This window comes from Litchfieldia salsa (assembly GCF_900104555.1).
Taxonomy (GTDB): Bacteria; Bacillota; Bacilli; order Bacillales; family Bacillaceae_L; genus Litchfieldia; species Litchfieldia salsa.
The window spans coordinates 82,205-107,855 of the sequence record NZ_FNJU01000010.1 but is presented as its reverse complement, the minus strand read 5'-3'; the positions used below and the strand labels follow the sequence as shown (position 1 = coordinate 107,855).

At 37.5% G+C, this 25,651-nt stretch carries 27 protein-coding genes and 1 tRNA gene; 26 read left to right on the top strand and 2 right to left on the bottom strand.

The annotated features are described in order from the left end of the window. The first annotated feature begins 261 nt into the window (after positions 1-261). The 25 genes from BLQ56_RS17235 to BLQ56_RS17115 all read left to right on the top strand — a co-directional run bounded on the left by BLQ56_RS17235 (position 262) and on the right by BLQ56_RS17115 (position 24,188). Positions 262-1,380: a DUF4097 family beta strand repeat-containing protein gene (locus BLQ56_RS17235; RefSeq protein WP_090857199.1), complete on the top strand. Its 1,119-nt coding sequence runs from the start codon at positions 262-264 to the stop codon at positions 1,378-1,380. A gap of 9 nt (positions 1,381-1,389) precedes the next feature. Further along, the gene (locus BLQ56_RS17230; protein ID WP_090857196.1) at positions 1,390-1,587 is read left to right on the top strand and encodes a PspC domain-containing protein; all 198 of its coding nucleotides are present in this window, start codon (positions 1,390-1,392) and stop codon (positions 1,585-1,587) included. Next, complete coding sequence (locus BLQ56_RS17225; protein WP_238457308.1) at positions 1,584-1,955, top strand: phage holin family protein; 372 nt, start codon at positions 1,584-1,586, stop codon at positions 1,953-1,955. Before BLQ56_RS17230 ends, BLQ56_RS17225 begins: the two co-directional genes overlap by 4 nt. A gap of 243 nt (positions 1,956-2,198) precedes the next feature. Further along, the gene (locus BLQ56_RS17220; protein ID WP_175490363.1) at positions 2,199-3,209 is read left to right on the top strand and encodes an asparaginase; all 1,011 of its coding nucleotides are present in this window, start codon (positions 2,199-2,201) and stop codon (positions 3,207-3,209) included. Between the two features lie 295 nt (positions 3,210-3,504). Continuing rightward, positions 3,505-4,440, top strand: coding sequence for an HPr(Ser) kinase/phosphatase (gene hprK, locus BLQ56_RS17215; protein WP_090857190.1), 936 nt, complete (start codon positions 3,505-3,507; stop codon positions 4,438-4,440). 61 nt (positions 4,441-4,501) lie between these two features. Further along, complete coding sequence (gene lgt / locus BLQ56_RS17210; RefSeq protein ID WP_090857187.1) at positions 4,502-5,314, top strand: prolipoprotein diacylglyceryl transferase; 813 nt, start codon at positions 4,502-4,504, stop codon at positions 5,312-5,314. Between the two features lie 16 nt (positions 5,315-5,330). Beyond that, entirely contained in the window at positions 5,331-6,275 is a 945-nt protein-coding gene (locus BLQ56_RS17205; protein WP_090857184.1) for a nucleoside recognition domain-containing protein, read from the top strand. Next, positions 6,265-6,906: a pyrophosphatase PpaX gene (gene ppaX / locus BLQ56_RS17200; protein WP_090857181.1), complete on the top strand. Its 642-nt coding sequence runs from the start codon at positions 6,265-6,267 to the stop codon at positions 6,904-6,906. The genes BLQ56_RS17205 and ppaX overlap by 11 nt, the downstream gene beginning before the upstream one ends. A 2-nt stretch (positions 6,907-6,908) precedes the next feature. Then, a complete protein-coding gene (locus BLQ56_RS17195; protein ID WP_090857178.1) occupies positions 6,909-7,433 on the top strand; it encodes an acyltransferase in 525 nt (174 codons plus the stop codon). 187 nt (positions 7,434-7,620) lie between these two features. Next, on the top strand, positions 7,621-9,645 hold the full coding sequence (locus BLQ56_RS17190) for a methyl-accepting chemotaxis protein (RefSeq protein WP_175490362.1): 2,025 nt from the start codon (positions 7,621-7,623) through the stop codon (positions 9,643-9,645). 507 nt (positions 9,646-10,152) lie between these two features. Further along, positions 10,153-11,328 (top strand): ATP phosphoribosyltransferase regulatory subunit, encoded by a 1,176-nt coding sequence (locus tag BLQ56_RS17185; RefSeq protein ID WP_090857174.1) that lies wholly within the window; start codon positions 10,153-10,155, stop codon positions 11,326-11,328. Further along, positions 11,328-11,951 (top strand): ATP phosphoribosyltransferase, encoded by a 624-nt coding sequence (gene hisG, locus BLQ56_RS17180; protein ID WP_090857171.1) that lies wholly within the window; start codon positions 11,328-11,330, stop codon positions 11,949-11,951. Before BLQ56_RS17185 ends, hisG begins: the two co-directional genes overlap by 1 nt. Positions 11,952-12,287: 336 nt before the next feature. Further along, positions 12,288-13,553 (top strand): histidinol dehydrogenase, encoded by a 1,266-nt coding sequence (hisD, locus tag BLQ56_RS17175; protein WP_090857168.1) that lies wholly within the window; start codon positions 12,288-12,290, stop codon positions 13,551-13,553. A 63-nt stretch (positions 13,554-13,616) separates the two neighbouring features. Then, complete coding sequence (gene hisB, locus BLQ56_RS17170; protein ID WP_090857166.1) at positions 13,617-14,204, top strand: imidazoleglycerol-phosphate dehydratase HisB; 588 nt, start codon at positions 13,617-13,619, stop codon at positions 14,202-14,204. A gap of 1 nt (position 14,205) precedes the next feature. Further along, positions 14,206-14,832, top strand: a complete 627-nt coding sequence (hisH, locus tag BLQ56_RS17165) for an imidazole glycerol phosphate synthase subunit HisH (RefSeq protein ID WP_090857163.1) — start codon at positions 14,206-14,208, stop codon at positions 14,830-14,832. Between the two features lie 4 nt (positions 14,833-14,836). Further along, complete coding sequence (gene hisA / locus BLQ56_RS17160; RefSeq protein ID WP_090857159.1) at positions 14,837-15,571, top strand: 1-(5-phosphoribosyl)-5-[(5-phosphoribosylamino)methylideneamino]imidazole-4-carboxamide isomerase; 735 nt, start codon at positions 14,837-14,839, stop codon at positions 15,569-15,571. Then, positions 15,568-16,326 carry an imidazole glycerol phosphate synthase subunit HisF gene (hisF, locus tag BLQ56_RS17155; protein ID WP_090857156.1) on the top strand — a complete coding sequence of 253 codons (759 nt, stop codon included), beginning with the start codon at positions 15,568-15,570 and terminating at the stop codon, positions 16,324-16,326. The genes hisA and hisF overlap by 4 nt, the downstream gene beginning before the upstream one ends. After that, positions 16,323-16,949, top strand: coding sequence for a bifunctional phosphoribosyl-AMP cyclohydrolase/phosphoribosyl-ATP diphosphatase HisIE (gene hisIE, locus BLQ56_RS17150; protein WP_090857153.1), 627 nt, complete (start codon positions 16,323-16,325; stop codon positions 16,947-16,949). Before hisF ends, hisIE begins: the two co-directional genes overlap by 4 nt. A 328-nt stretch (positions 16,950-17,277) precedes the next feature. Next, on the top strand, positions 17,278-18,777 hold the full coding sequence (locus tag BLQ56_RS17145; protein ID WP_238457306.1) for a tetratricopeptide repeat protein: 1,500 nt from the start codon (positions 17,278-17,280) through the stop codon (positions 18,775-18,777). A gap of 111 nt (positions 18,778-18,888) precedes the next feature. Next, positions 18,889-19,833, top strand: a complete 945-nt coding sequence (gene trxB, locus BLQ56_RS17140) for a thioredoxin-disulfide reductase (RefSeq protein ID WP_090857150.1) — start codon at positions 18,889-18,891, stop codon at positions 19,831-19,833. A gap of 585 nt (positions 19,834-20,418) precedes the next feature. Beyond that, entirely contained in the window at positions 20,419-20,877 is a 459-nt protein-coding gene (locus BLQ56_RS17135; RefSeq protein WP_090857147.1) for an NUDIX hydrolase, read from the top strand. 50 nt (positions 20,878-20,927) lie between these two features. Then, a complete protein-coding gene (rapZ, locus tag BLQ56_RS17130; protein ID WP_090857144.1) occupies positions 20,928-21,818 on the top strand; it encodes an RNase adapter RapZ in 891 nt (296 codons plus the stop codon). Continuing rightward, positions 21,815-22,780 carry a gluconeogenesis factor YvcK family protein gene (locus tag BLQ56_RS17125; protein WP_090857141.1) on the top strand — a complete coding sequence of 322 codons (966 nt, stop codon included), beginning with the start codon at positions 21,815-21,817 and terminating at the stop codon, positions 22,778-22,780. Before rapZ ends, BLQ56_RS17125 begins: the two co-directional genes overlap by 4 nt. 105 nt (positions 22,781-22,885) lie before the next feature. Next, a complete protein-coding gene (gene whiA, locus BLQ56_RS17120; RefSeq protein ID WP_090857138.1) occupies positions 22,886-23,827 on the top strand; it encodes a DNA-binding protein WhiA in 942 nt (313 codons plus the stop codon). Between the two features lie 103 nt (positions 23,828-23,930). Continuing rightward, entirely contained in the window at positions 23,931-24,188 is a 258-nt protein-coding gene (locus BLQ56_RS17115) for an HPr family phosphocarrier protein (RefSeq protein ID WP_090857135.1), read from the top strand. A 221-nt stretch (positions 24,189-24,409) separates the two neighbouring features. On the opposite strand, the gene clpP is transcribed toward BLQ56_RS17115, so the two are convergent. Beyond that, positions 24,410-25,012, bottom strand: a complete 603-nt coding sequence (gene clpP / locus BLQ56_RS17110; RefSeq protein WP_090857132.1) for an ATP-dependent Clp endopeptidase proteolytic subunit ClpP — start codon at positions 25,010-25,012, stop codon at positions 24,410-24,412. Between the two features lie 298 nt (positions 25,013-25,310). Between clpP and BLQ56_RS17105 the strand changes: the two genes are divergently transcribed. After that, positions 25,311-25,382, top strand: a tRNA-Arg gene (locus tag BLQ56_RS17105). A 57-nt stretch (positions 25,383-25,439) separates the two neighbouring features. Here the strand turns inward: BLQ56_RS17105 and BLQ56_RS17100 are convergent. Then, positions 25,440-25,625 carry a hypothetical protein gene (locus BLQ56_RS17100; protein ID WP_090857129.1) on the bottom strand — a complete coding sequence of 62 codons (186 nt, stop codon included), beginning with the start codon at positions 25,623-25,625 and terminating at the stop codon, positions 25,440-25,442. Between the last annotated feature and the right edge of the window lie 26 nt (positions 25,626-25,651).

Here is a 25,651-nt window from a genome sequence, read left to right as displayed (position 1 = left end):
AAAATTTAATCAAACGTTTGTTTAGAAAATGAGACCAGTCATATCAAGGGTTCGAAAAAATTAAACAAACGTTTGTTTAAAAAATCTTCACTCAATATCTGCTCAGCAAATTTCCAATAGGATGAAACTAATCAATTCATTCCTCGTATAGTAAAGGGCGAGGAGTTAAATGAATAGATATAAAAAGTCTTATTATGTGTCATGTTAGTTATCACAATAAATGATAAATCAAAGTCAGTATCCATGGGAGGAGAATCGTTCATGAATGAAGAACGTAAACGGATTTTAAAGTTAGTTGAAGCAGGTAAACTTTCAGCAAACGAGGCGATTACCTTATTAGAAGCGTTAGAAGATAAGGGGAATGAGAAGACTACAAAAGCGGAACAAACTAAGCATATTGTGAATGAGGTATCAACAAACGTTCAACCTGAAAATAAACACACAAAAGATGACCAAAAGACCCATCATTATAAACAATCATCTGTGAAATCTAAACTAACTGAGTTTATTGATTCTGCAGTTAAGAAGATAAAGGACCTGGACTTAGATTTTAACTTCGGAAATGCCGTTGAAGTTAATCATATCTTTCAGCATTCAGATGCATTAGTCCAAAATCTTGACGTTGATGTTTCAAATGGTAGTGTTGAAATTATCCCTTGGAATGAGAATGACGTACGTGTTGAATGCAAAGTGAAGGTTTACAACCTAGAATCCATTGAAAAAGCTCGTGAATCATTTCTAGATGAAGTAGTGTTTTCAATTGATAATCATAAACTCATATTTGCTGTCCAGAAAAAGCAGATGAAAGTATTGGCAAAGATTTATGTTCCACGTGTTCAATATGAGCATGTAAAAGTGAGAATGTTTAATGGACCAATAAGTGGGGAAGATTTAGAAGTATCAACCTTTAGGGCCAAAACAGCAAATGGAACGATTAAAGTAGCAAAAATCAATTCAATTTATATGGAATTAGAAACAGCAAATGGACAAATCGATCTAAAAGATAGCTCAAGTAAAGAGTGTGAGATTGAAACAATCAATGGAGCCATTAAAGTAGATGGTCGTTATGAAAAGTTAGATGCCCAGAGCTTTAGTGGGAACATTGTTTGTTATCTCCCTGGAGAAGATTGCCACACAATCGGCGTAAAAACAACAGCAGGAAATATTGATATTGACACGTCAATCACTAGAAACATTGACGGTGAACTAAAATCTACATTAGGCGGATTTAACTGTGAAATTCCACATATGAATATTGTGAAGGAAAAGAATGAGGTAGTACAAAAGTATCTAAGATTCAAAACAACAACAGACCATGAAAACAAATTATATATGTTTGCAGAAACAAAGACCGGTTCTATTAACATAAAACCAATATAGGAGGTAATAATGAAAAAACTATATCGCTCTCGTACAAATCGAAAATTTGCAGGAGTTGTTGGAGGATTAGCAGAATATTTAGGAATGGATAGTACCTTGTTACGGATTCTTTTCGTCTTAGGATTATTCATTAGTTTTGGAACATTCTTTCTCGTCTACTTAGTTTGGATCTTCGTTGTTCCTAATGAAAGGGATGCAATAAGATAATGAAATGGTTATTAAGTTTGTTTATAAACAGTGTTGTTCTAATTGTTGTGGCAGGATACATTGACACTTTTCATCTAGAAAGTTTAACTGCAGCAATCTTTGCAAGTATCATATTATCAATATTGAATGTTATTGTTAGGCCAATTTTAATCATCTTAACTTTACCTGTGACTGTATTAAGTCTGGGATTGTTCCTATTTGTTATTAATGCAATTACATTAATGATTACCCAGAGCATCATGGGAGACTCATTTGTCATTGATGGTTTTGGAACAGCAATGATCGCAGCAATCATTATCTCAATTCTACATTTATTAATTCAAAAAGTAATCTTAGATCCTTTAACAGAAAAAAGAAACAGAAAATAAAAAGGCTGTCCCCAAAAAGTGTGCAAGGCACATGTGGGGCAGCTTTTTTGTATTAGTCTAAAGTCCTGTGGGGTCTCACCTTGGCCACTGATCTAAGCAGGAGTCTACGTGTATTTCAGCCTGCTTGTACTTCCATCTCAATGTTTATGTTTAAAACAACCTTATAATAAAGATTGTAATTAGATGTAATGTGTTGTAATTTAATTCTAAATACTCAGACAAAAATATGGAGTTGAGTCAATCATGGAATCTATTAATCTTGTAAAAGTAAGGCGTGGGAATCATATAGAAAGCGTACATCGTGGTCATGTTGCTGTTGTAGATTCAAATGGAAATCTCATGAATTTTGCAGGTAATCCATATGGCAAAGTTTATGCAAGATCTTCGATGAAGCCGGTTCAAACAATTCCACTTATCGAAACCGGAGCGGCGGATACCTATGAGTTTTCGGATGCGGATTTGTCATTATGTTGTGCTTCGCATAATGGCGAAAGTATGCATACAGATCGAGTGCTAGAGATTTTAAAGAGGATAGGTTTGAAGGATAACTCATTACAATGTGGCACACATCCACCTAGATGGGAGGAAACATATAAAAAATTAATTCGCGAAGGAAAAGAGATTACACCTCTGTATAATAATTGTTCTGGAAAGCACACAGGAATGCTAGCAACAGCAAAGTATATGAATGAACCAATTGAGACCTATTATAGAGTAGATCATCCTGTTCAACAGAGGATCTTAACAGCTGTTAGTGAAATATGTGATTATCCAAAAGAGGATATTGAAATTGGAATTGATGGTTGTGGTGTTCCGGTTCATGGCCTGCCATTAATTAATCTGGCATTTGGTTATGCAGTGATGGCCAATCCTGAAAAGCTAAATAAGAAACGAGCTGAAACGGTTAAACGAATTACGAATGCGATGATTGCTGCACCAGAAATGGTAGGGGGAACAAACCGCTTTTGTACAGACTTCATGAAAACAGGGAAGGGGCGATTTTTCGGCAAAGCGGGAGCAGAAGCTGTTTATTGTATCGGTGATAAAGAAACCGGGCTCGGAATTGCGATTAAAGTAGAGGATGGAAATGGTAGAGCAATGTATCCTGTTGCCGTTGAAGTCTTGAATCAGCTAGGGTTATTAACAGAACATCAAATAGAAGACCTCATGAACCATTATAAACCAAAACTGCGCAATGCGAGAAAAGAAGAAATTGGTCAATTAATCCCAGATTTCACTTTGCAAAAAGCCTAAAAAGGTAACCCCAAAGCAACGATTTAAGCTGTTGATCTGGGGTTAACTAATTTTAATCCTTGATAGTTTAAACCTCGGTTTTATCTTCCGAAAAATCATTATGCTCCGTCCTTAGTTCATTCTACCTGTGGGTGTGTTAACAATTACCTGCCTATAATAAATAACAACAATATTTGCTAAACTAACTCAAAATAAAAAGTTGTCTTTTTTCAGATTTTTTTATAGTAAAAAATAGTGTTAAAATAGATAATGGAATATAGTACAACATGTACTGAACAAAAAGGAGGAAGCCACATTGCCAAAAGTACGTACTAAAGATCTACTTGAGAAATTCGGTTTGAAGTTAATAAGTGGTGAAGAGGGAATTAATCGACCAATCAATACTAGTGATATTTCTCGACCAGGAATTGAGATGGCTGGCTATTTTACATATTACCCTGCAGAGCGCATTCAGCTTCTAGGGAAAACCGAGCTTACTTTCATCGAAAAGCTTAAGCCTGATGAAATCAAAACTCGAATGGAAAAACTATGTACTGATGTAACACCTTGTATTATAGTGTCACGTGACATGGAGATTCCACAGGACCTGGTTGATGCATGTGAGCGAGAATCTGTTCCATTATTGAGATCTAATGAAAAGACAACTAGATTATCAAGTCGAATTACTAACTTCCTCGAAAGTAAACTAGCTCCTTCTACAGCGATCCATGGGGTATTGGTTGATATTTACGGAGTGGGAGTATTAATTACAGGTAAAAGTGGAGTCGGTAAAAGTGAAACAGCACTAGAGCTTGTAAAAAGAGGACATCGACTTGTTGCTGATGACTGTGTCGAAATCAGACAAGAAGATAAAGATACACTGATTGGTAATTCTCCAGAGCTTATTGAGCATTTATTAGAAATTAGAGGGCTAGGAATTATTAATGTTATGACACTTTTTGGAGCGGGTGCGGTTCGAAGCTTCAAGCGAATTACGCTTGTAATGAATCTGGAGCTTTGGGATCAAACGAAACAATATGATCGTCTTGGACTTGAAGAAGAAAAAATGAGAATCATTGATACAGATATTACAAAATTAACGGTTCCTGTTCGACCTGGTCGAAATTTGGCTGTCATTATTGAGGTTGCTGCGATGAACTTCCGTCTAAAAAGAATGGGAGTTAATGCTGCTGAAGAATTTTCAGCTAGACTTACTGGTGTCATAGAGGACCATGAGCAAGAAGATATTTAATTAAATGAATGCACGTTATAAAAGGGAATGAGAAAAAAGGAGTAAATAAGGAAGGTGACATATGGAGAATGAGATTCAACCGTTAAATCCAGTATTTTTAGAGTTAGGACCATTAGCGATTCATTGGTATGGTTTAATTATTGGTTTAGGAGCCATGCTTGGGCTTTTTATTGCTGTGAGGGAATCAGAACGACGTGGTCTGCATAAAGATACTTTTGTGGATTTAGTTTTATTTGCAATTCCGATTGCGATTTTATCGGCCAGAGCGTATTATGTTATTTTTAAATGGGACTATTATTCACAAAACCCGGGCCAAATTTTCCAGATTTGGGAAGGTGGCTTAGCGATCCATGGTGGCTTAATTGGAGCCGTTATAACAGCCATTGTTTTTGCAAAGAAGAAAGGCGTAAGCTTTTGGAAGCTAGCTGATATTGGTGCACCAAGTATCATCCTTGGTCAAGCGATAGGGCGTTGGGGGAACTTTATGAATCAGGAAGCCCATGGTGGACCTGTAACAAGAGAGTTTCTTGAAAACCTTCAACTACCTGAGTGGATTATCAATCAAATGTATATTGGTGGTCAGTATTATCACCCAACATTCCTTTATGAGTCTTTGTGGAATCTAGCTGGATTTGCACTATTACTATTTTTGCGCAGGGTTAATTTAAGGCGTGGAGAGTTATTCTTAAGCTATGTTATTTGGTATTCGGTAGGACGTTACTATGTTGAAAGTTTACGTACTGATAGTCTCATGCTTACTGATATGCTACGTGTTGCTCAAGTGATATCTATTGTGCTAATCATGGTTGCAGTTGGTCTCATTATTTATAGACGAGTAAAAGGTCAGGCCAAAGAGAGATATTTAGAAAGTTAGTAGAGGAGAGAATTAAGTGTTTGAAATCAGCAAGAGAGGTTTAATCAGTGGATTAAAGACAACATGGACATTGGGGAAAGTCATTTTTCCAATCACATTAATCGTGACTATATTAAAGTATACACCGATATTGGATTGGGTAATTGGCATGATTTCACCAATTATGGGCTTATTTGGACTTTCAGGTGATGCTGCTATTCCATTGGTGATTGGAAACTTTTTGAACCTATATGCTGCGATTGGAGCTATTTTAACGCTAGACTTAACTGTGAAGGAAGTATTTATTTTGGCAGTGATGCTTTCATTCTCACATAATTTACTAATTGAATCCACAGTTGCAATCAAGGTAGGCATTAAATTATGGGTAATTCTGCTGGTTAGAATTGGATTAGCAGTATTCTCAGCGATTTTAATTAACTTATTTTGGAATGGTGGCGGAGAATTAGCTCAGTATGGTTTCGTTCAAATGTCTGATGAAAAAGCGGTTGGCTGGTTTGCTATACTAATAGAAGGAATACAAAAGGCATCATTTGGAATTCTACAATTAGCAATGATTATTATTCCATTAATGATTATGATTCAATTTATGAAAGAGTTAGGTTGGTTAACGGCATTTTCAAAATGGATGTCTCCCTTTACAAAAGTTCTTGGAATGAAGGAGAACACTTCGACAACTTTAGCAGCAGGTTTATTGATTGGTTTAGCTTATGGTGCTGGAGTCATGATACAAGCCGCACAGGAGGATGATGTATCGAAAAAGGATTTAACACTCGCCTTTATTTTTCTTGTATCCTGTCATGCTGTAATAGAAGACACTCTAATTTTCATTCCACTAGGAATCCCAATCTTACCTTTATTATTAATAAGAGTAGTGACTGCAGTGGTACTAACAATGCTTGTAGCTTATATTTGGAAACGAGCGGAGCAAAACATACGGAAGGAAGCAACTTATGAAAATTAATACATTACTATTTGATTTAGACGGAACCTTAATAAATACAAACGATCTAATTATTTCATCATTTATGCATACACTTGAGCAATATTATCCAAATCAATACAAACGAGAAGATGTGCTGAAATTCATTGGTCCTTCCTTGCATGATACATTTGTAACAATGGATGAAAATCGCGTAGAGGAAATGATCAATACTTATCGAGAACATAATCATGCAAACCATGATTTACTTGTAAAAGAGTATGAGGGTGTTTATGACACGATTAAGCAACTGCATGAAAAAGGGTATAAACTAGGTATTGTAACAACGAAAGTCAGAAGTACTGTAACAATGGGGCTTAAGCTTACCGGATTAGATGAGTTTTTTGATGTGATTGTTACTTTGGATGATGTAAAGAATGCAAAGCCAGACCCGGAGCCTATACAACTAGCGCTTTCTCAATTAAACTCGCAAGCAGATGAGTCAATCATGGTTGGCGATAACTATCATGATATTTTAGCGGGTAAAAATGCTGGTACGTTAACAGCAGGTGTTGCTTGGACGATTAAAGGAAAAGACTATTTAGCGACATTCGACCCAGATTATATGCTAGAGCATATGAATGACCTATTGACTATTATCGGAGCTGAATAGCATTGAGAAACACGACAAGATATCCAGTGGAAGGTGCGAATTCACTTTGGCATGTTTATAAAACGGTCCCTTTTTGGAAGGTTGTTAAAAACTTCATCGTGATTCAATTAGCAAGATATACTCCATTTCTAGCGATGAAAAATTGGTTATATCGCACCTTCTTAAACATGAAAATCGGTGATCAAACGTCATTTGGATTAATGGTCATGCTTGATATTATGTTTCCAGAGAAAATAAGTATCGGTAGAAATTCCGTGATTGGTTATAATACAACCATTCTCGCGCATGAATATCTCATTAAGGAATATCGTCTTGGAGAAGTCCTTATCGGTGATGAGGTGATGATTGGGGCGAACACAACCATCTTACCAGGAGTCAGGATCGGTGATCATTCAATCGTGTCAGCTGGGACACTCGTAAATAAAGACGTACCAGATGGAGCCTTTGTTGGTGGAAATCCAATGAGAATCATTTATACAAGAGAAGAATTAGAGAAGAGATTTAAGACTGAAGAAAGTCATGATTAGGGTCAAACCTTGTTGTGGCTTTTTTTATTATCATCCACTAAATAAAGGGATTATTTTAAAAAATTATGTATTTTTTTCAAAAAATGTCAAATGTAACCGGTAACAATCGTTTTTTGCCGAAAAATCTCCTAAACAAATAGGTATTATGACCGATAATAACTTTATTAAGTATAGGGGAGAGACGACAATGAAAAAAAAGCAAAAGCAAAAAAGGTCATTTAAATTTGGGCAACTTTCTTTACAAAAACAAATCCTCCTACCATTTTTGGCAATTATTATAATTGCGGGAGCGGTTATTTCTTTTGTTAGTTTTAAGTTTAGTGAAATCATGGTTACTAATGAATTAGTGAAGAGTACTGAAGAACAAATGGTGAGTGTGAATGAGGCTTTTGATTTATTTCTAGGAAACACAGAAAAGACACTCAATCGCTTCTCAAATATGCCTGAAATGTCAGACCCACGAGCTGCCAATGACAGTATTGTCAAATATTTTACTGAAACAAAAGCTTCGAATTCAGAAATTTTAGAGATCTACATAGGGATGGAAGACAATGGTAAAATGATTATTGATCCTTCAGTCCAGTTACCAGAAGACTTTGATGCCAGAACACGTCCTTGGTACCAAGAGGCTGTTAAGAATAAAGGCGAAATTATTTGGACAGATCCATATCTGGATGCAAATTCTAATGAGTTAACAGTAAGTGCAGCAAAAGCAGTTGAAAAGAATGGCCAATTTGTTGGGGTTGTGTCTGTTGATATTTTACTAGATGTATTAGTAAGTTTGATTGAGAACGTTAAGATTGGTGAAACAGGATATGCAGCACTACTCGATCAAAGTGGAACATACATTGTTCACCCAAATGAGGATTATGTTGGAGCTAATGCTTCGAAAGAGTCTTATTATGTAGAGATTAGTAAAGGACCTGAGCATGGGATGGTTCACTATGAATTTGAAGGTGCTCCTAAAGCAATGGGATATGTGAAAAACGAAACAACTGGTTGGGTCCTTATCGGTACTGTTTACAAAGCAGAATTTGCTAACAAAGCAAAAGATATTATTTTTCCTATCACAGTGACTCTTATTATCATTATTGGGCTAGCAATTGTTGCTTCGTTTTTCATTGCGAGAAGAATTGTGAATCCTATCAAGGCACTCCAAGTAGCAATGAAGGATGTTGAAGAGGGAAATCTTGCGGTGAAAGTAGCTATCAATCGTAAAGATGAAATCGGGCAACTTTCCACAGCGTTTGAGAATATGCTTTTACAAATGAGAGGTATGATTGAGAAGGTATCTAAGGTTTCATTACAGGTAACTGATGCCTCTCAAACTCTTGTTGCAAGTGCAGAGGAAAATACAGCTGCATCGAATGAAGTGGCAACGACAATGGGACAAATTGCTTCTGGAGCTAGTAGGCAGTCTGATTTAACAGAAGAGAGTAATAGAGTTGTACAGTTATTGGCTACAAACATCAAAAATGTTGAAGAGCAAACTCTCCAAATATTAGAAGAATCTACTTCGATGTATACAACTTCTGAAGATGGAATGGAAAAGGTGCGATTACTTCAAAACCAATTTGGTCGTACAAACGAAATGATTGATGAAATGGTTGCTGCGATCAAGAGCCTTGATCAGCGTTCAACTAATATCAATGAAATTGTGAGCACGATTACGGCGATTGCAAGTCAAACAAACTTACTTGCGCTAAATGCAGCGATTGAAGCTGCAAGAGCTGGTGAGCATGGAAAAGGTTTTGCTGTTGTAGCCGATGAGGTACGTAAATTAGCAGAACAATCAGAGGCTGCACTTAGACAGATTGCTGAAATCGTGAAACAAATGCAAAGTGAAACAAAGCAAACCGTTAAATTAATTAATGAAACTAGTGAGGTAATGGTAGGCCAAGGTGTCGCAGTTAACGAGACTGAGAGTGCATTTGTTTCTATTAAAACAAAAGTAGATGCAAACAGTGAGATGATCATGAAAATCTCGAATGCAATCAATCAAATGGTAGACCAAAGAAATATGATTGTTGAACATGCAACAGGTATTTCTTCTATTAGCCAAGACACAGCTGCAGGAACACAAGAAGTGTCAGCTTCAATAGAAGAAACCACTGCATCAATGGAACAACTGAACCAACTAGCATTTGAATTAGAAGGATTCTCAAGAGAACTATTAGAAGAACTACAAAAATTTAATATTGAACATAAATAAGTCGAAAAGCCCACAATCTATAAAGGTTGTGGGTTTTATTTGGCTGTTTCTTAAAATTTGTTATTTACACATAAAACATTGAAGAGGTAGTTTCTAGCAGGCTGAATACACGGAGACTCCTGCGGGACAAGTGGCCAAAGTGAGACCCCACAAGAGCTTTCGCGACGAGGAGGCTCACTGGTCACCCGCCGGACGCGGAGTGTATTCAGCCTGCGGCTTTATAAGGACAATCTATACGAAAACAGTTGCTCATTTATCAACATTTTCATTCTTGTTTGTTAAGCCTACTATTAGATTGAAAAATGAGAATACATCAAATAGAAAGATAGTTTATAATGGTAGAGACTTTATTAATCAAAAATATCAAAAAACTTAACTGTTTTAGGTTGACGAATGTTTTTGAGAGTTGTAAACTTACTAATAACTTCAACTTATTAGCATATTAGCGAACTAAAGTGTTTGCTGGATAAATAAAGAAAATTAATATTGATGGTGGTGGACTGGTTCATGTTATTTATGTTTGAAAAACCATTAGGTATGCGTGATACATTACCTTCTTTATATGAAATGAAGAAGAAGGTTCGATCTGCAATGTCAGATGAAATTAATAGTTGGGGATTTCAATTTATTGAAACACCAACATTGGAATATTATGAAACGATTGGCGAGGCTTCAGCCATTCTTGATCAACAATTATTTAAACTATTAGATCAGCAAGGACATTCATTAGTTCTTAGACCTGATATGACAGCTCCGATTGCTAGGGTAGCTGCTTCAAGGCTATTTCAAGAAGGACATCCATTAAGATTAGCTTATTCAGCGAATGTATTCCGTGCACAGCAAAGAGAAGGTGGACGCCCGGCAGAGTTTGAACAAATTGGGGTAGAATGCATCGGGGATAAGACAATCAGCTGTGACGCAGAGGCTATTGCATTGATGATTTCTTCACTTAAGAAAGCAGGTCTCAGTCAGTTTACAGTTGCTATTGGGCATATCGGTTATGTCAATACACTATTTTTAGAAATATTAGGAAATGAAGAAAGAGCAAATATTCTTAGACGATTCTTGTATGAGAAAAACTATGTTGGATATAGAGAGCATGTAAAGAGTTTACCTTTGTCTTCTATTGATAAGCAAAAACTGCTATCACTCCTACAATTAAGAGGAAACGAAACGAAAATAGCGGATGCAAAGGATATTATTGAAAGTGCGAATGGCAGAGAAACAGTCGAAGAATTAGATCAGTTATGGACTCAGTTGGCAGCCTATGGGGTTACTGAACACATTAAGATTGACTTTAACCTTGTAAGTCATATGAGTTACTATACTGGGATTTTATTTGAAGTGTATGCTGAGAATGTTGGGTTTCTCATTGGTAATGGCGGGCGCTATGATCAGCTTTTGGAGAAATTCGGATGTTCAGCTCCTGCAACAGGATTTGGAATTCGTCTTGATCGTTTAATAGAAGCACTTGATTATACTGAGGAACAGGATGATATCCATTGCGTCATTTTTAGCTCAGAGCAACGAAGTGCAGCTATTGAATTTGCAACCGGTGAGCGTGCAAATGGAAAGAGAGTTATTCTACAAGATATTAGTGGGATTAATGATGTGGATGCTTGTGCAAATGCATTTAATGAAGTGACCTATTTTATAGGGAAAGGTAAAAAGGGGGCAGAGTAATGCGAGAGGTTTTAACAATTGCCATGCCTAAGGGGCGGATCTTTGAAGAAGCGGCAGAGCTATTACGGAAAGCAGGATATCTGCTTCCTCCGGAGTTTGATGATTCACGTAAGTTAATAATCGATGTACCAGAAGAATCATTCCGATTTATCCTTGCTAAACCAATGGATGTGACGACTTATGTAGAACATGGTGTTGCTGATATCGGTATTGCAGGGAAAGATGTCATGCTGGAAGAAGAACGTGATGTGTATGAAGTGCTAGATTTAAAAATAAGTGCATGCCATTTGGCAGTAGCGGGATTACCGGGCACGAAAATGAGCGATATTGCGCCAAAGGTTGCCACAAAATATCCGAATGTTGCATCAAGCTATTTCCGTGAACAAGGTCAACAAGTTGAAATTATCAAGCTAAATGGTTCCATTGAGTTAGCTCCAATGATTGGCTTAGCTGATCGCATCGTCGATATTGTCTCAACAGGAAGAACACTTGAAGAAAATGGTCTTGTCCAACTTGAACATATCGTCGACATAACCTCAAGACTAATCGTCAACCCAGTTAGCTATCGTCTTAAGGACAAAATGATCGACGAACTGGTTGAAAGATTGTCAGAAATTATTTAAGAGATCTTTTTTAGAGAAATTTCTTTTTTGTAAAATACTATGTATTTTTTTATGGTCGATTGGAACGGAAGGTGCGAGACTCCTGCGGGATGTGCAGGACAGATGAGACCCCGCAGGAGCTTCGCGACGAGTGGGTCATCCCTGCACCAAGGAAAGATCGCACCTGGAGTGGAAATTGACTACTGAGTTTGTAAGTAGTAACAAAGTTTACGAAACTACCCTTATTAGAATATTTGTTGCTCGCTGTGATGCCCGCGGAAAGCAAGTGGTTCGCAGAGAATGGAAGTTTTAAAAACTACGTATTTTTGATTATAAGCGATATTAGAGGTGAAAAATATGAAAATCGAACGTGTTTCAAGTGCTGTATCACTTAAAAGAACACTTGACCAAGGGACCGAAGAGCAACGAAAAGACGTTCTAGCAATCTTAAATGATGTTGCAAACGATGGTGACCAGGCAATCATCCGCTATACAGAAAAATTTGACCGTGTTCTATTAGAAGATTTAAAAGTAACAAAAGAAGAAATCGCTACAGCCTATTCTTCCTTAACTGACGAAATAATAGAGATCATTAAAGAAGCAGCTGCTAATATTGAAGACTACCATAGTCGACAAGTCAGACAATCTTGGATGACCATGCAAGAAAATGGAACGATGTTAGGTCAAAAGATCACCCCACTAGATGCAGTTGGTGTGTATGTTCCAGGAGGAAAGGCTGCTTATCCATCTTCGGTCTTAATGAACGTCATTCCTGCTAAGGTAGCAGGTGTTAAGAGAATTGTAATGGTATCACCTCCTAGTCAGGATGGTTCACTTCCACCTGGAGTACTTGTTGCTGCAAACGAATTAGGAGTACAAGAGATTTACAAAGTAGGAGGAGCCCAAGCCATAGGTGCTCTCGCATACGGAACTGACACGATAAAACCTGTCGATAAAATTGTCGGTCCTGGTAATATTTATGTAGCGCTAGCAAAGAGAGAAGTATTTGGTAGTGTTGATATTGATATGATTGCTGGCCCAAGTGAAATCGTCGTACTAGCCGATGAAACAGGAAGAGCAAATGAAATTGCAGCTGACCTGTTGTCACAAGCTGAGCATGATGAAAGAGCGTCAAGTATTTTAGTAACAACCTCAATGGAGTTGGCAGAGGCAGTTTCAATAGAGGTTGAAAAGCAATTATCGGACCTTCCACGCAAAGAAATTGCTGAAGCATCGATTCGAGACTTCGGGGCGATCTATGTTACCAATGGAATGGACGAAGCGATTGAAACGGTAAATGATTTAGCTGCAGAGCACTTAGAAATCATGACAGCTGATCCGATGGCAACAATGAGTAAAATTCGCCATGCAGGTGCCATCTTTTTAGGTCGTTTTAGTTCAGAACCTATTGGTGACTATTTTGCAGGTCCTAATCATGTTCTACCAACAAACGGAACAGCAAGATTTTCAAGCCCATTAAGTGTTGATGATTTCGTGAAAAAATCTAGTATCATTTCATATAGTGAACAAGCAATCAAAGAGAACGGTGCAAAAATTGCGGCCTTTGCTCGATTAGAAGGCCTTGATGCACATGCAAGAGCAATCGAAGAACGTCTAAAATAAAGAATAGCGGGACTAATATTGTCCCACATAAGGTGCCAGGCACCACCAGATGGAGGGAATAAAATGTCTAGACAATCAGTGGTTGAACGTAAGACGAATGAAACAGATATTAAGCTGAGCTTTGAAGTAGACGGAGAGGGTCAGTCAAACTTAGAGACTGGTGTTCCTTTTTTAACACATATGCTTGATTTATTTACAAAACATGGCCAGTTCAATTTAACTGTCAATGCAAATGGTGACACTGAGATTGATGATCATCACACAACTGAAGATATTGGTATTTGTCTTGGTCAAGCTTTAAGAGAAGCATTAGGAGACAAAAAAGGAATCAAGCGCTACGGAAACGCTTTTGTACCAATGGACGAAGCATTGGCTCAAGTTGTGATTGATTTAAGCAATCGACCTCATTTCGAATTGAAAGGGGAATTCCCTAGTTCAAGAGTCGGAACATTTGACACAGAGTTAGTTCATGAATTTTTATGGAAGCTTGCACTTGAAGCAAGAATGAATCTTCATGTCATCGTTCACTATGGCACAAATACACACCATATGATTGAAGCAGTATTTAAGGCGTTAGGACGAGCACTTGATGAGGCAACAATCGTAGACCCGAGAGTGAAGGGAGTACCTTCGACGAAAGGAATGTTATAGAATGATCGGTATTATTGATTATGGAATGGGCAATTTGCATAGTGTCAGTAAAGCATTAGAACGTATGAATTATGAGTATGTCATTTCTGACTCTCCTGAAGTCTTAAACAAAGCAAAAGGTCTAATTCTTCCTGGTGTAGGTTCATTCAAGGATGCGATGTCAATTCTAAATGAAACAGGATTAACAAACTATATTAAAGACAGTGTAAAATCAGGTCGTCCTCTCTTAGGGATCTGCTTAGGAATGCAGTTGTTGTTTGATAAAAGTGAGGAAAACGGTCAAACAGAAGGACTGAGCCTATTAACAGGTGAAGTCATTCGTTTTCCGGGTAAAACACCAACTGGTGAAACGTACAAGGTTCCACATATGGGCTGGAATAACCTGAATATTAACACGAAATCACCGTTATTAGCCTCATTAGATGAGGGACATGTATACTTTGTTCATTCTTATTATGTAAACACGAATGATCAGGATGTTGTCCTTGCAAGCAGTACATATGATGTTGAAGTTCCTGCAGTTGTGGGAAATGGTCTTGTTTTTGGGACTCAATTTCATCCTGAAAAAAGTAGTGAGGTTGGATTAACCATCTTGAAAAATTATGCTGCAATTGTAGAAGGGAGGTAATTGTATGAGTTTCATTATTTATCCGGCAATCGATATGCGTGGTGGGAAATGTGTTCGTTTAATTCAAGGGGACTATAATCAAGAAACAGTTTATGGTGACTCACCTTTTGATATGGCAAAACGCTTTGCTGATGAAGGGGCAGAGTGGATTCATATGGTTGACTTGGACGGTGCGAAAGCTGGTAAACCTGTAAATGATCAATATGTGATAAAAGTAGCAAAAGAGCTTTCTGCTAAGGTGCAAATTGGTGGAGGAATCCGTTCTGAAGAAGATATTGAGTATTATATAAACAATGGTGTCTCTCGTGTAATCCTTGGAAGTGCGGCAATCTCAAACCCATCCTTTGTAAAAGAAATGCTTAAAAAATATGGCTCTAAAATTGCGATTGGACTTGATGCAAAGGATGGCTATATAGCAACAGAGGGATGGTTGAATACATCGTCAATAAAAGCAACCGATCTTGGAAAAGAGCTTGCAAATGCAGGAGCAGAAGTTTTCATATTTACTGATATTGCAACAGATGGCATGCTATCAGGACCAAATATCGAAGCGGTAGTTGAAATGGCAAAAGCAACAGGTAAAGAAGTGATTGCATCTGGTGGAGTGAGTTCGATTAAAGATTTACAAAATCTAAACGAGTACACGGAAACAGGTGTAGGTGGAGCTATTGTTGGAAAAGCTCTGTATACAAATCAATTTACGGTCACAGAAGCAATAGAAGAGGTGAGGGGTAAATGATTACTAAACGAATTATACCTTGCCTTGATGTGAAAGATGGTCGAGTAGTAAAAGGAATCCAGTTTGTGGGACTTCGAGATGCTGGAGACCCAATTGAACTAGCCAAATTCTACGATGAAGAAGGTGCAGATGAGCTTGTATTTCTGGACATTTCTGCATCACATGAAGGTCGTAAAACAATGGTTGAGGTTGTTGAACAAGTGGCATCACAACTTGCAATCCCATTCACAGTTGGCGGTGGGATTAACTCTCTTGAGGATATGAAGAAAATCTTGAGAGCAGGCGCTGATAAAGTTTCATTAAACACTGCGGCTTTAGGCAATCCAGGATTGATTACTGAGGGTAGCAACTTTTTTGGAGCTCAATGCATTGTTGTTGCAATTGATGCAAAATATGATGAACAATTAGGTTCATGGCGGGTATACACGCATGGCGGACGTAATGCGACAGATTGGGAAGTTGTTGCATGGGCAAAAGAAGCTGTAAGCCGTGGTGCAGGTGAAATCCTTTTAACTAGCATGGATAGTGATGGTGAGAAGAACGGGTTTAACCTAAACCTTACGAGTGCAGTTAGTTCAGCTGTTTCTGTTCCTGTAATCGCTTCAGGAGGAGCGGGAAATGCTCGTCATTTTCAAGAAGCATTTGAGGCAGGTTTAGCCGATGCTGCTTTAGCTGCAAGTATATTTCACTATAAAGAAACTTCTGTCAAAGAAGTAAAAGCATCCTTAAGGGAACAGGGGGTTAATGTACGATGAATATTCCTTCACAACTAAAATTTGATCAAAATGGGCTGATTCCAGCCATCGTTCAAGATGCAACAAGTAAGGAAGTACTTACGCTAGCTTATATGAATGAAGAATCGCTTCAAAAATCCCTTGAAACAAGGCAAACATGGTTTTACAGTCGTTCACGACAGGAACTGTGGCATAAAGGGGCAACCTCTGGAAACACTCAGAACATCACTGATATTAAGTACGATTGTGATCAGGATGCATTACTTGTGCTAGTCCAACCAGAAGGTCCTGCATGTCACAAAGGAAATTATAGCTGTTTTCCTGAAAGTATCCTGGATGATGAGCCAAAAGAAACAGACGCTGACAGATTTGCTATTATTAATGAATTGGAGCAAATCATTGCCGAGCGTGAAGCAGAACGACCAGAGGGTTCATATACGACCTATCTCTTTAAGGAGGGCGTAGATAAAATCCTTAAAAAGGTTGGTGAAGAAGCTTCTGAGGTAATTATTGCTGCTAAAAATAGAGATCCAGAAGAATTGAAATGGGAAACGGCCGATTTACTATTCCATCTCCTAGTTTTATTAAGAGAACAAAAACTTCCGTTAGATGAAGTGTTAAACGCACTTCAAAAGAGAAGATAACTTATATTTTGATTGTTTTCGTATAGATTGTTGCTTTTAAAGCCGCAGGCTGAATACACTCCGCGTCCGGCGGGTGACCAGTGAGCCTCCTTCGTCGCAATGCTCCTGTGGGGTCTCACTTTGGCCACTGGTCTGAGCAGGAGTCTACGTGTATTCAGCCTGCTTGTAACTACGATTTCAATGTGCAGCCTATCTATTTATAGAGGCAGTCCATAAGTACTTGGCACTTATGGACTGCCTCTTTTTGTCAACTGGCCAACACGCACTATTTTCTTCTTATACAATATGGTATACTTTCTTCGGTAAGCTATTAAATTTGGAGGTTTCGATGGGAGAAAATACAATGAACGACCGACAACATCAAATCGCAAAGATCATTCCGTTTCTTCAAACGGGAGAGTATTATTTCAAAAAGGGATTAAAAGCCTATCGGAAACGTGATATATATAAAGCAAAAAAACATCTACAACGAGCGATACAAATACAGCCAGAGGACTCCATGTTTCTTTGTCAATTAGCGGTCGTTTTAACGGAACTTGGCGAGTATACTCAATCCAATAGAATTCTTTTATCAGTCATTGAGAAAGTAGATTCTGAGATGACAGAGTGTTTTTATTTTATGGCAAATAACTACGCACATCTTGGGTTATTTCAGGAAGCATATAAATATGCAAACCTTTATTTAGAGATGGAGCCTGATGGAGAATTTATAGAGGATACCGAAGATTTATTAGAATTATTGAGTATTGAATCCGATGTTGAAGAAGAAGAGTTTGAATTACAAGATGAACTAATCGTGAAGCAAGAAAAGGCAAGAGAATACTTGGAAAACGGAGAGTTAGAGCAGGCAATTCAATTATTGAAGGAAATAATTAGTTTGTATCCGGATTTCTGGTCAGCCTATAACAACCTAGCCCTTGCTTATTTTTATTCTGGAGAGGTAGCAAAAGCGGCAGAAATGTTAGAGGAGGTACTAGACAAAAATCCTGGGAACCTTCATGCATTATGTAATATGCTTGTGTTTCTATACTATCAACGCAAAAACAAAAAAGTAAAAGAGCTGGTCGGACGTTTAGAGTCGATTCATCCAATTCTAGTCGAACATCGTTATAAGCTTGGTGCTACTTTTGGTCTTGTTGGAAGATATGATCTTGCATATAAATGGCTACGCCACTTGCACAAGCAAGGCTTCCAAGGAGATGAAACGTTCTATTATTGGTTAAGTCATTCAGCTTATTTTACAAATCGACTGGATGTAGCTAAGAGCGCTTGGGAACGCGTGCTTGAAGAAAATCCTGATAAAAAGGGTTCAGAGCCATGGGCAGATGGTAAAACCAAGAACTTTAATGATATATTAGATCGTTGGCTTAAAGGAGACTATATTGAAGAAAGATTATACGGTCTTTATCTTTTAAGTAAGACAAACAAGTCGATCACAAAAGACGATATTGATGGGTTAGAATTACACGCTACACTTGAACTGGAATTTGCTGAATACATCTGTCAATTAAACAGATCTAGGAAGAAAAAGCAATCACCAGATTATATAGAACAAGGATACCAAGTTGTCGAGTTGTTATTTAATCAAAACAAAAATAATGGCTCGTCAACCGAAGGGCTCTACTTAACATGGTTTATGATCTATGACCAAGCAATCCTTCGAAACTATCATGTAAGTAATTGCTCTGCATGGGCTGCTGCAACTGAATACATGTGGAGAAAACACCAACTATCACATGTTAGTCAAAAAGAGATGGCTAGTAAATATAACATATCACAAGCAACCATTACGAAATATGTAAAATATGTGAAAGAACTCCTTCAATGAGCAAAAAAATGGACGATATGATGATTGTTTTATAGGATGTTAGTATGGAAAGAGTAAATTAGTAAAACAATTATAAATATCATATGAATCATTTAGGGGAGTGACAAACACATGACTGAAGAAAAAATTTACGATGTGATTATCGCTGGTGCAGGTCCTGCTGGATTAACTGCAGCTGTTTATACATCTAGAGCAAACTTGTCTACGTTGATGTTAGAGCGAGGGATACCTGGTGGCCAGATGGCGAATACAGAGGATGTTGAAAATTATCCTGGTTTCGACCATATCTTAGGACCTGACCTTTCTAATAAAATGTTTGAGCACGCAAAGAAATTTGGTGCAGAATATGCATACGGTGATATCAAAGAAATTATTGATGGTGAAGAATACAAAACAGTTGTTGCCGGAAGTAAACAATACAAAGCGCGTTCAATCATCATTTCGACTGGTGCAGAATATAAGAAAATCGGAGTGCCAGGTGAAAAAGAGCTTGGTGGTCGTGGTGTGTCATATTGTGCAGTTTGTGATGGAGCATTCTTCAAAGGCAAAGAGCTAGTAGTTATAGGTGGAGGAGATTCTGCCGTTGAAGAAGGGGTATATCTGACTCGATTTGCGACAAAGGTAACAATTGTACATCGCCGTGACGAGCTTCGTGCACAAAAAATTCTTCAACAACGTGCATTTGACAACGAAAAAATTGATTTCATTTGGAATTCTACAATCAAGGAAATCAATGATTCAGAAGGAAAAGTTGGTAGTGTCACATTAGTGGATACGGTAACAGGTGAAGAAAGAGAATTCTCAGCTGATGGCGTATTTATCTATATTGGGATGGTCCCACTTTCAAAGCCATTTGAGGGCTTAGGTGTGACAAATGCAGCTGGTTACATTGAAACAAATGACCGAATGGAAACAAGAGTTCCGGGTATTTTTGCTGCAGGAGATATTCGTGAAAAAACTCTACGTCAAATTGTGACGGCTACAGGTGACGGAAGTATTGCTGCTCAAAGTGCACAACACTATGTAGAAGAGTTACTTGAAAAATTCAAGGCCTAGTAAAAGACAATGTGTTAAAAAATAAGCAGACGTAATTACTATTTAACCCTGCTGTAACATGTATGAAACAATTATCTAGTATGATAAGGGTAGTAATTGACCCCCTTTTATAAATAGATACATTTTGGCACGAGCCTAGAGGTTCGTGCTCTTTTTTTTATGGGTGTATTCGCAAGCTGTTGTTTTTAGATATAAAATATTGAACTGGTAGGTACAAGCAGGCTGAATACACGTAGACTCCTGCGGGCTCACTGGTCACCCGCCGGACGCGGAGTGTATTCAGCCTGCGGCATTAATAGCAACATTCTCCATACAAAATAGCCTTTACATAAACAAGAAGTAAATAAATACGATCCCTGTTTTGGTGTCTATCCTCAGAGTCAAGCCACTCGGGGCATAAGCCGCTTTTCTTGTTTGAATTTGGAAAATAACAAAAATAAACAATCCATGTTCATTGTTACTCATATAGAGAAATAGTATAATAAGATAAACTTGGTTAACTATTAGTAGTGAAAACCATTAAAGAAATCTTAAAAACGTCAAAAGGCATCTTTGATGTTAACAGTGAATTTGAGGTGAAAGACGTTGCAACGAGTTACAAATTGTGTCTTATTGAAAGACAATGATGTATTATTACTTCAAAAGCCCAGACGAGGCTGGTGGGTAGCTCCTGGCGGGAAAATGGAGCAAGGTGAATCTGTCAGAGACTCATGTATACGTGAATATAGAGAGGAAACAGGAATTTACATAAAAAACCCGATGATCAAAGGGATTTTCACTATTCTAATTAAAGAAGGAAATCAAATCACTTACGAATGGATGATGTTTACATTCCTAGCAACCGATTTTGATGGTGAAAATGTGGATGAATGTGAAGAAGGAATCCTAGGCTGGCACCCACTTCAAGATGTCTCTCAATTACCAATGGCCCCTGGTGATTATCATATTATTGATTATGTTGCGAAAGGCACAGGAGTTATATATGGTACATTTACATATACACCTGATTTTGAATTACTCTCATACCGATTAGACCCAAGTTAAATCAACATAAATGTCTACAAATCAATTTACTTTGTCAGGAGGGCTAAAACATGAGTGAAGAATCCACAAATGATTTAAGATTGGTTATTATTACTGGAATGTCAGGCGCTGGAAAAACAGTTGCGATTCAAAGCTTTGAGGATTTAGGATATTTCTGTGTGGATAACCTACCTCCAAGTCTATTACCAAAATTTCTCGAGCTGATGAAGGAGTCAGGCAGTAAGATGAATAAGGTAGCCCTTGTTATGGACTTGCGTGGAGGGGAATTTTTTGTCAATCTTTTTGAAGCACTAGATGACTTAAGTGAAAAATCATGGATTACTCCTCAAATTTTATTTCTTGATGCAAAGAATTCTACATTAGTGAGCCGATATAAAGAGACGAGACGATCTCATCCATTAGCACCAACAGATTCTCCATTAAAAGGAATTGAACAAGAACGTGAAATGCTTGAAGAAATCAAAGGGAGATCACAGATTATCTATGATACATCTGAGTTAAAACCAAGAGAACTTCGTGAGAAAATTTTGAACCATTTTTCAGCACACACAAATCATACCTTCACCGTCAATATTCAGTCCTTTGGGTTTAAATATGGATTACCAATTGACGCAGACTTAGTCTTTGATGTTAGATTCTTACCGAATCCTCATTATATTGATACAATGAGGCCTAAGACAGGATTAGATGAAGAGGTTTCGTCATATGTATTAAAATGGAGTGAAACACAAAAGTTTATCGAAAAGCTAGGAGATTTACTTGCTTTTATGATTCCTCAGTATAAGAGGGAAGGGAAAAGTCAGCTTGTCATTGCCATCGGTTGTACAGGTGGACAACATCGTTCGGTTACACTTGCTGAATATTTCACAACCTATTTTGGTAAGGACTATGACACACATGTTACTCACCGGGACATTGAGAGGAGAAAAGAAGCTCGATGACAGATTCCAATCAACCCAGAATTGTAATCATAGGTGGGGGAACCGGTTTATCTGTTTTATTAAGAGGATTGAAGTATTTACCTGTTGATATAACGGCAGTAGTTACAGTTGCTGATGATGGTGGAAGCTCTGGTCGACTCCGCGATGAAATGGATATTCCGCCCCCGGGAGATATTCGAAATGTCTTAGCTGCATTATCTGATGTTGAACCACTAGTAGAAGATTTATTTCAGCATCGGTTTAAGAATGGAAACGGTTTATCAGGCCATTCGCTAGGTAATTTGATTCTAGCAGCGATGACGACGATCACAGGTGACTTTGTCCATGCGATTAGTGAAATGAGCAAGGTCTTAAATGTAAGAGGAAGAGTACTACCAGCAGCAAATCAAAGTGTCGTTTTAAATGCTGAAATGGAGGATGGTTCAGTCGTAACAGGGGAATCAAAAATTCCATACTCTGGAAAAAGGATTAAAAGAGTTTTCCTGAGTCCCGAAGAAATTGAACCATTACAAGAAACCTTGTCTTCTATAGAACAAGCTGATCTAATTATATTAGGACCAGGAAGTCTGTATACAAGTATTCTCCCTAACCTACTTGTACCTAAACTAGGGGAAGAAGTGTTAAATTCTAAGGCTAAGAAAGTATATATATGCAATGTGATGACTCAAGCTGGGGAAACCTTAAACTATACTGCCAGTGATCATGTCAAAGCATTAAATGATCATATGGGAATGGATTTTATAAGCACGATCATTGTCAATGATGGTGAAATTCCATTAGAAATAAAGCATCGGTATGCAAAAGAATTAGCCAAACCAGTTATTTATGACATTGAGAGACTAAAATCGCTTGGGTTAGAAATTATCCATGATAAAATAGTGAGTTATGAAGATGGAGTCATCCGTCATGATACAAATAAAGTAGCGGCAGTCTTATACGAAATGATTCAACATAAGGCTTAGACTAAACATCCGTCAAGCATTGAACAAACAACGAGAACAGGGAATTCAACTAGAACGAGTAAATGAAGTGATAATCACTGTTTTACCGGAAAATGAGGTGATGTTTTGTCATTTGCATCAGAAACGAAAAAAGAATTGACGAATTTAGAGAGTAAAGAATGTTGTATTAGAGCAGAGCTTGCTGCATTGATTCGGATGAACGGCATGCTATCATTCTCCAATCGAAAAGTAGTGCTTGATATCCAGACTGAGAATGCAGCTATTGCAAGAAGAATCTATGTTTTATTAAAAAAGCGTTATCAGGTAAGTGTAGAGCTTCTAGTACGAAAAAAAATGAAGTTAAAGAAAAACAATGTATACATCGTTAGGCTTGTTGAAAAAGCCAAAGATATATTGGAAGATTTAAAAATTATTGAAGAAGGATTTGCGACCATAAAAAATATCTCAAGCGAGCTCATTCAAAAAAAATGTTGTAAACGCTCCTATTTGAGAGGTTCCTTTTTAGCAGGAGGGTCGGTCAACAACCCTGAAACCTCTTCATACCACCTTGAAGTGTTTTCACAATATACAGAGCATAATGAATCATTATGTGAATTGATGAATTCGTTTGAATTAAATAGTAAAACCTTAGAACGTAAAAAAGGATTTATCACCTATCTTAAAGAAGCTGAAAAAATAGCCGAATATTTAAATATCATTGGCGGTCATCAGGCCCTGCTACGATTTGAAGATGTTCGAATTGTAAGAGATATGAGAAACTCAGTGAATCGTCTAGTTAACTGTGAAACTGCAAATTTAAATAAAACAATCGGTGCAGCGATCCGTCAGGTAGAAAATATACGTTTTATTGATGAAACTGTAGGATTAGGAATCTTACCAGATAAATTACGAGAGATTGCTGAACTACGGGTCACATACCAAGACGTCACCTTAAAGGAACTAGGGGAAATGGTATCAACAGGACAAATTAGTAAATCTGGTATTAATCACCGCCTTCGTAAAATAGATGAAATTGCAGACAAGATTCGTGCGGGTCAGAGAGTATGATCAGAAAGATCTAGCATCAATGGTTAATTAAGTTATCGAAAGCAATTCTTTTTTATAATATGTAAGTACTATTCAAGAGAAAAAGGAATGAGGAGGAACAATCATGGCACAAAAACAAGTAGAGGTTTTATTAAAAACAGGTTTACAGGCAAGACCCGCAGCCCTTTTTGTCCAAGAAGCAAATCGCTTTAGTTCAGATGTATTTATCGAGAAGGATGGCAAAAAGGTAAACGCTAAAAGTATTATGGGATTAATGAGTTTAGCGGTTAGTTCTGGTGCAAACATCACAATTATTACTGAAGGAAATGATGAACAAGAAGCGTTAGAGGCATTAACTAAGTTTGTAGGGCAAGAAGGTTAAAAAAAGGCTATCAAAAATGATAGCCTTCAGGCTGTTGACAAACGCTCGCATTCTTCGTTGCTCTCCCTTGATCGGTGCTCATTACCCTCATGGTAACTCTGCTCCTCACAAGGGAACGTGCCTCGACTTCAAGCGTTTTCAATCAGCCTAGTTTTTAATAGATTACTTTTTCTACACACTAAAAAAAGGCTATCAAAAATGATAGCCTTCTTTACTTTAATTTATTTCTTTACAGTATCATCATTATTGCGTGAGATTACTTTATCTACTAGACCGTATTCAAGTGCACGTTCAGCAGTCATGAAATTATCACGTTCTGTATCGCGTTCAATCACATCAAGTGGTTGACCAGTACGTTCAGATAAAATATTATTTAACTTATCACGAAGGAATAAGATTCTCTTAGCAGCAATCTCAATTTCAGTTGCTTGACCTTGAGCACCACCTAATGGTTGATGAATCATTACTTCACTGTTTGGTAAGCAGAAACGTTTACCTTTTTCACCTGCAGCTAAAAGGAATGCTCCCATAGAAGCTGCCATACCAATACAAATAGTAGATACTTGTGGTTTAATAAAATTCATCGTGTCATAGATTGCCATTCCAGCGGTAATTGAACCACCAGGACTATTGATGTATAAAGAAATGTCCTTCTCTGGATCTTCTGCAGCTAGGAAAAGTAACTGTGAAACAATGGAGTTTGACACATTGTCGTCAATACCGCTACCTAACATAATAATACGATCTTTTAATAAACGAGAATAAATGTCATACGCACGTTCCCCGCGATTGGTTTGTTCAATGACTGTAGGAATTAAATTCATTCTAATTTCCTCCTTTATGGGTTAATGATTAAAGGTCGATGATCAACCTTTAAAAGTTATGTACTACTTGATATTATCATACAACTAAGGTCAATAAAGGTCAAACAAAAGCTCCTGTTAAAACTATCTTATTCATGAATTAATGGAATCATGCTTAAGAGTCGTACCCTTTATATGTATAAGAAAATTTGTGTCTAGAAATCCTTTAATAAGGATACCCTTCTTCCGACATTTTAAACATGCTTACTCTTGCAATTTGTCTTATTCATCGCATATAATAATGAAGCGGTATTTTTATGCCCTCGTAGTGTAGTGGATAGCACGAGAGATTCCGGTTCTCTTAGGGTGGGTTCAAATCCTGTCGAGGGCGCTATAACACAACCAAAAAGCTGTCCCATTTAGCATTAAGCTGATGGGACAGCTTTTTTTATTGTTCCTTATACCCTATAACCCCATCATATTCATCTGTATCAACAGGGTTAACCTCCCACATTTGTTGGATGGGTGTGTATTCTTGCGCAAATTCCATAGCCTCTTTAGCTTCTTCAGTGTTAGTTTGTTCTCCGATTGTTCCAGTTAATGAATTTGCGTAAACGATCTCCTCTTTTTTCATTACATTCACCCTTATCAATGATAAAA

Excerpts from the sequence above, each read along its gene's own strand:
- BLQ56_RS17235 (WP_090857199.1), top strand. The coding sequence starts at position 262 with ATGAATGAAGAACGTAAACGGATTTTAAAGTTAGTTGAAGCAGGTAAA.
- BLQ56_RS17230 (WP_090857196.1), top strand. The coding sequence starts at position 1,390 with ATGAAAAAACTATATCGCTCTCGTACAAATCGAAAATTTGCAGGAGTT.
- BLQ56_RS17220 (WP_175490363.1), top strand. The coding sequence starts at position 2,199 with ATGGAATCTATTAATCTTGTAAAAGTAAGGCGTGGGAATCATATAGAA.
- lgt (WP_090857187.1), top strand. The coding sequence starts at position 4,502 with ATGGAGAATGAGATTCAACCGTTAAATCCAGTATTTTTAGAGTTAGGA.
- ppaX (WP_090857181.1), top strand. The coding sequence starts at position 6,265 with ATGAAAATTAATACATTACTATTTGATTTAGACGGAACCTTAATAAAT.
- BLQ56_RS17190 (WP_175490362.1), top strand. The coding sequence starts at position 7,621 with ATGAAAAAAAAGCAAAAGCAAAAAAGGTCATTTAAATTTGGGCAACTT.
- BLQ56_RS17185 (WP_090857174.1), top strand. The coding sequence starts at position 10,153 with ATGTTATTTATGTTTGAAAAACCATTAGGTATGCGTGATACATTACCT.
- hisG (WP_090857171.1), top strand. The coding sequence starts at position 11,328 with ATGCGAGAGGTTTTAACAATTGCCATGCCTAAGGGGCGGATCTTTGAA.
- hisD (WP_090857168.1), top strand. The coding sequence starts at position 12,288 with ATGAAAATCGAACGTGTTTCAAGTGCTGTATCACTTAAAAGAACACTT.
- hisB (WP_090857166.1), top strand. The coding sequence starts at position 13,617 with ATGTCTAGACAATCAGTGGTTGAACGTAAGACGAATGAAACAGATATT.
- hisH (WP_090857163.1), top strand. The coding sequence starts at position 14,206 with ATGATCGGTATTATTGATTATGGAATGGGCAATTTGCATAGTGTCAGT.
- hisA (WP_090857159.1), top strand. The coding sequence starts at position 14,837 with ATGAGTTTCATTATTTATCCGGCAATCGATATGCGTGGTGGGAAATGT.
- hisF (WP_090857156.1), top strand. The coding sequence starts at position 15,568 with ATGATTACTAAACGAATTATACCTTGCCTTGATGTGAAAGATGGTCGA.
- hisIE (WP_090857153.1), top strand. The coding sequence starts at position 16,323 with ATGAATATTCCTTCACAACTAAAATTTGATCAAAATGGGCTGATTCCA.
- BLQ56_RS17145 (WP_238457306.1), top strand. The coding sequence starts at position 17,278 with ATGGGAGAAAATACAATGAACGACCGACAACATCAAATCGCAAAGATC.
- trxB (WP_090857150.1), top strand. The coding sequence starts at position 18,889 with ATGACTGAAGAAAAAATTTACGATGTGATTATCGCTGGTGCAGGTCCT.
- rapZ (WP_090857144.1), top strand. The coding sequence starts at position 20,928 with ATGAGTGAAGAATCCACAAATGATTTAAGATTGGTTATTATTACTGGA.
- BLQ56_RS17125 (WP_090857141.1), top strand. The coding sequence starts at position 21,815 with ATGACAGATTCCAATCAACCCAGAATTGTAATCATAGGTGGGGGAACC.
- BLQ56_RS17115 (WP_090857135.1), top strand. The coding sequence starts at position 23,931 with ATGGCACAAAAACAAGTAGAGGTTTTATTAAAAACAGGTTTACAGGCA.
- clpP (WP_090857132.1), bottom strand. The coding sequence starts at position 25,012 with ATGAATTTAATTCCTACAGTCATTGAACAAACCAATCGCGGGGAACGT.
- BLQ56_RS17100 (WP_090857129.1), bottom strand. The coding sequence starts at position 25,625 with ATGAAAAAAGAGGAGATCGTTTACGCAAATTCATTAACTGGAACAATC.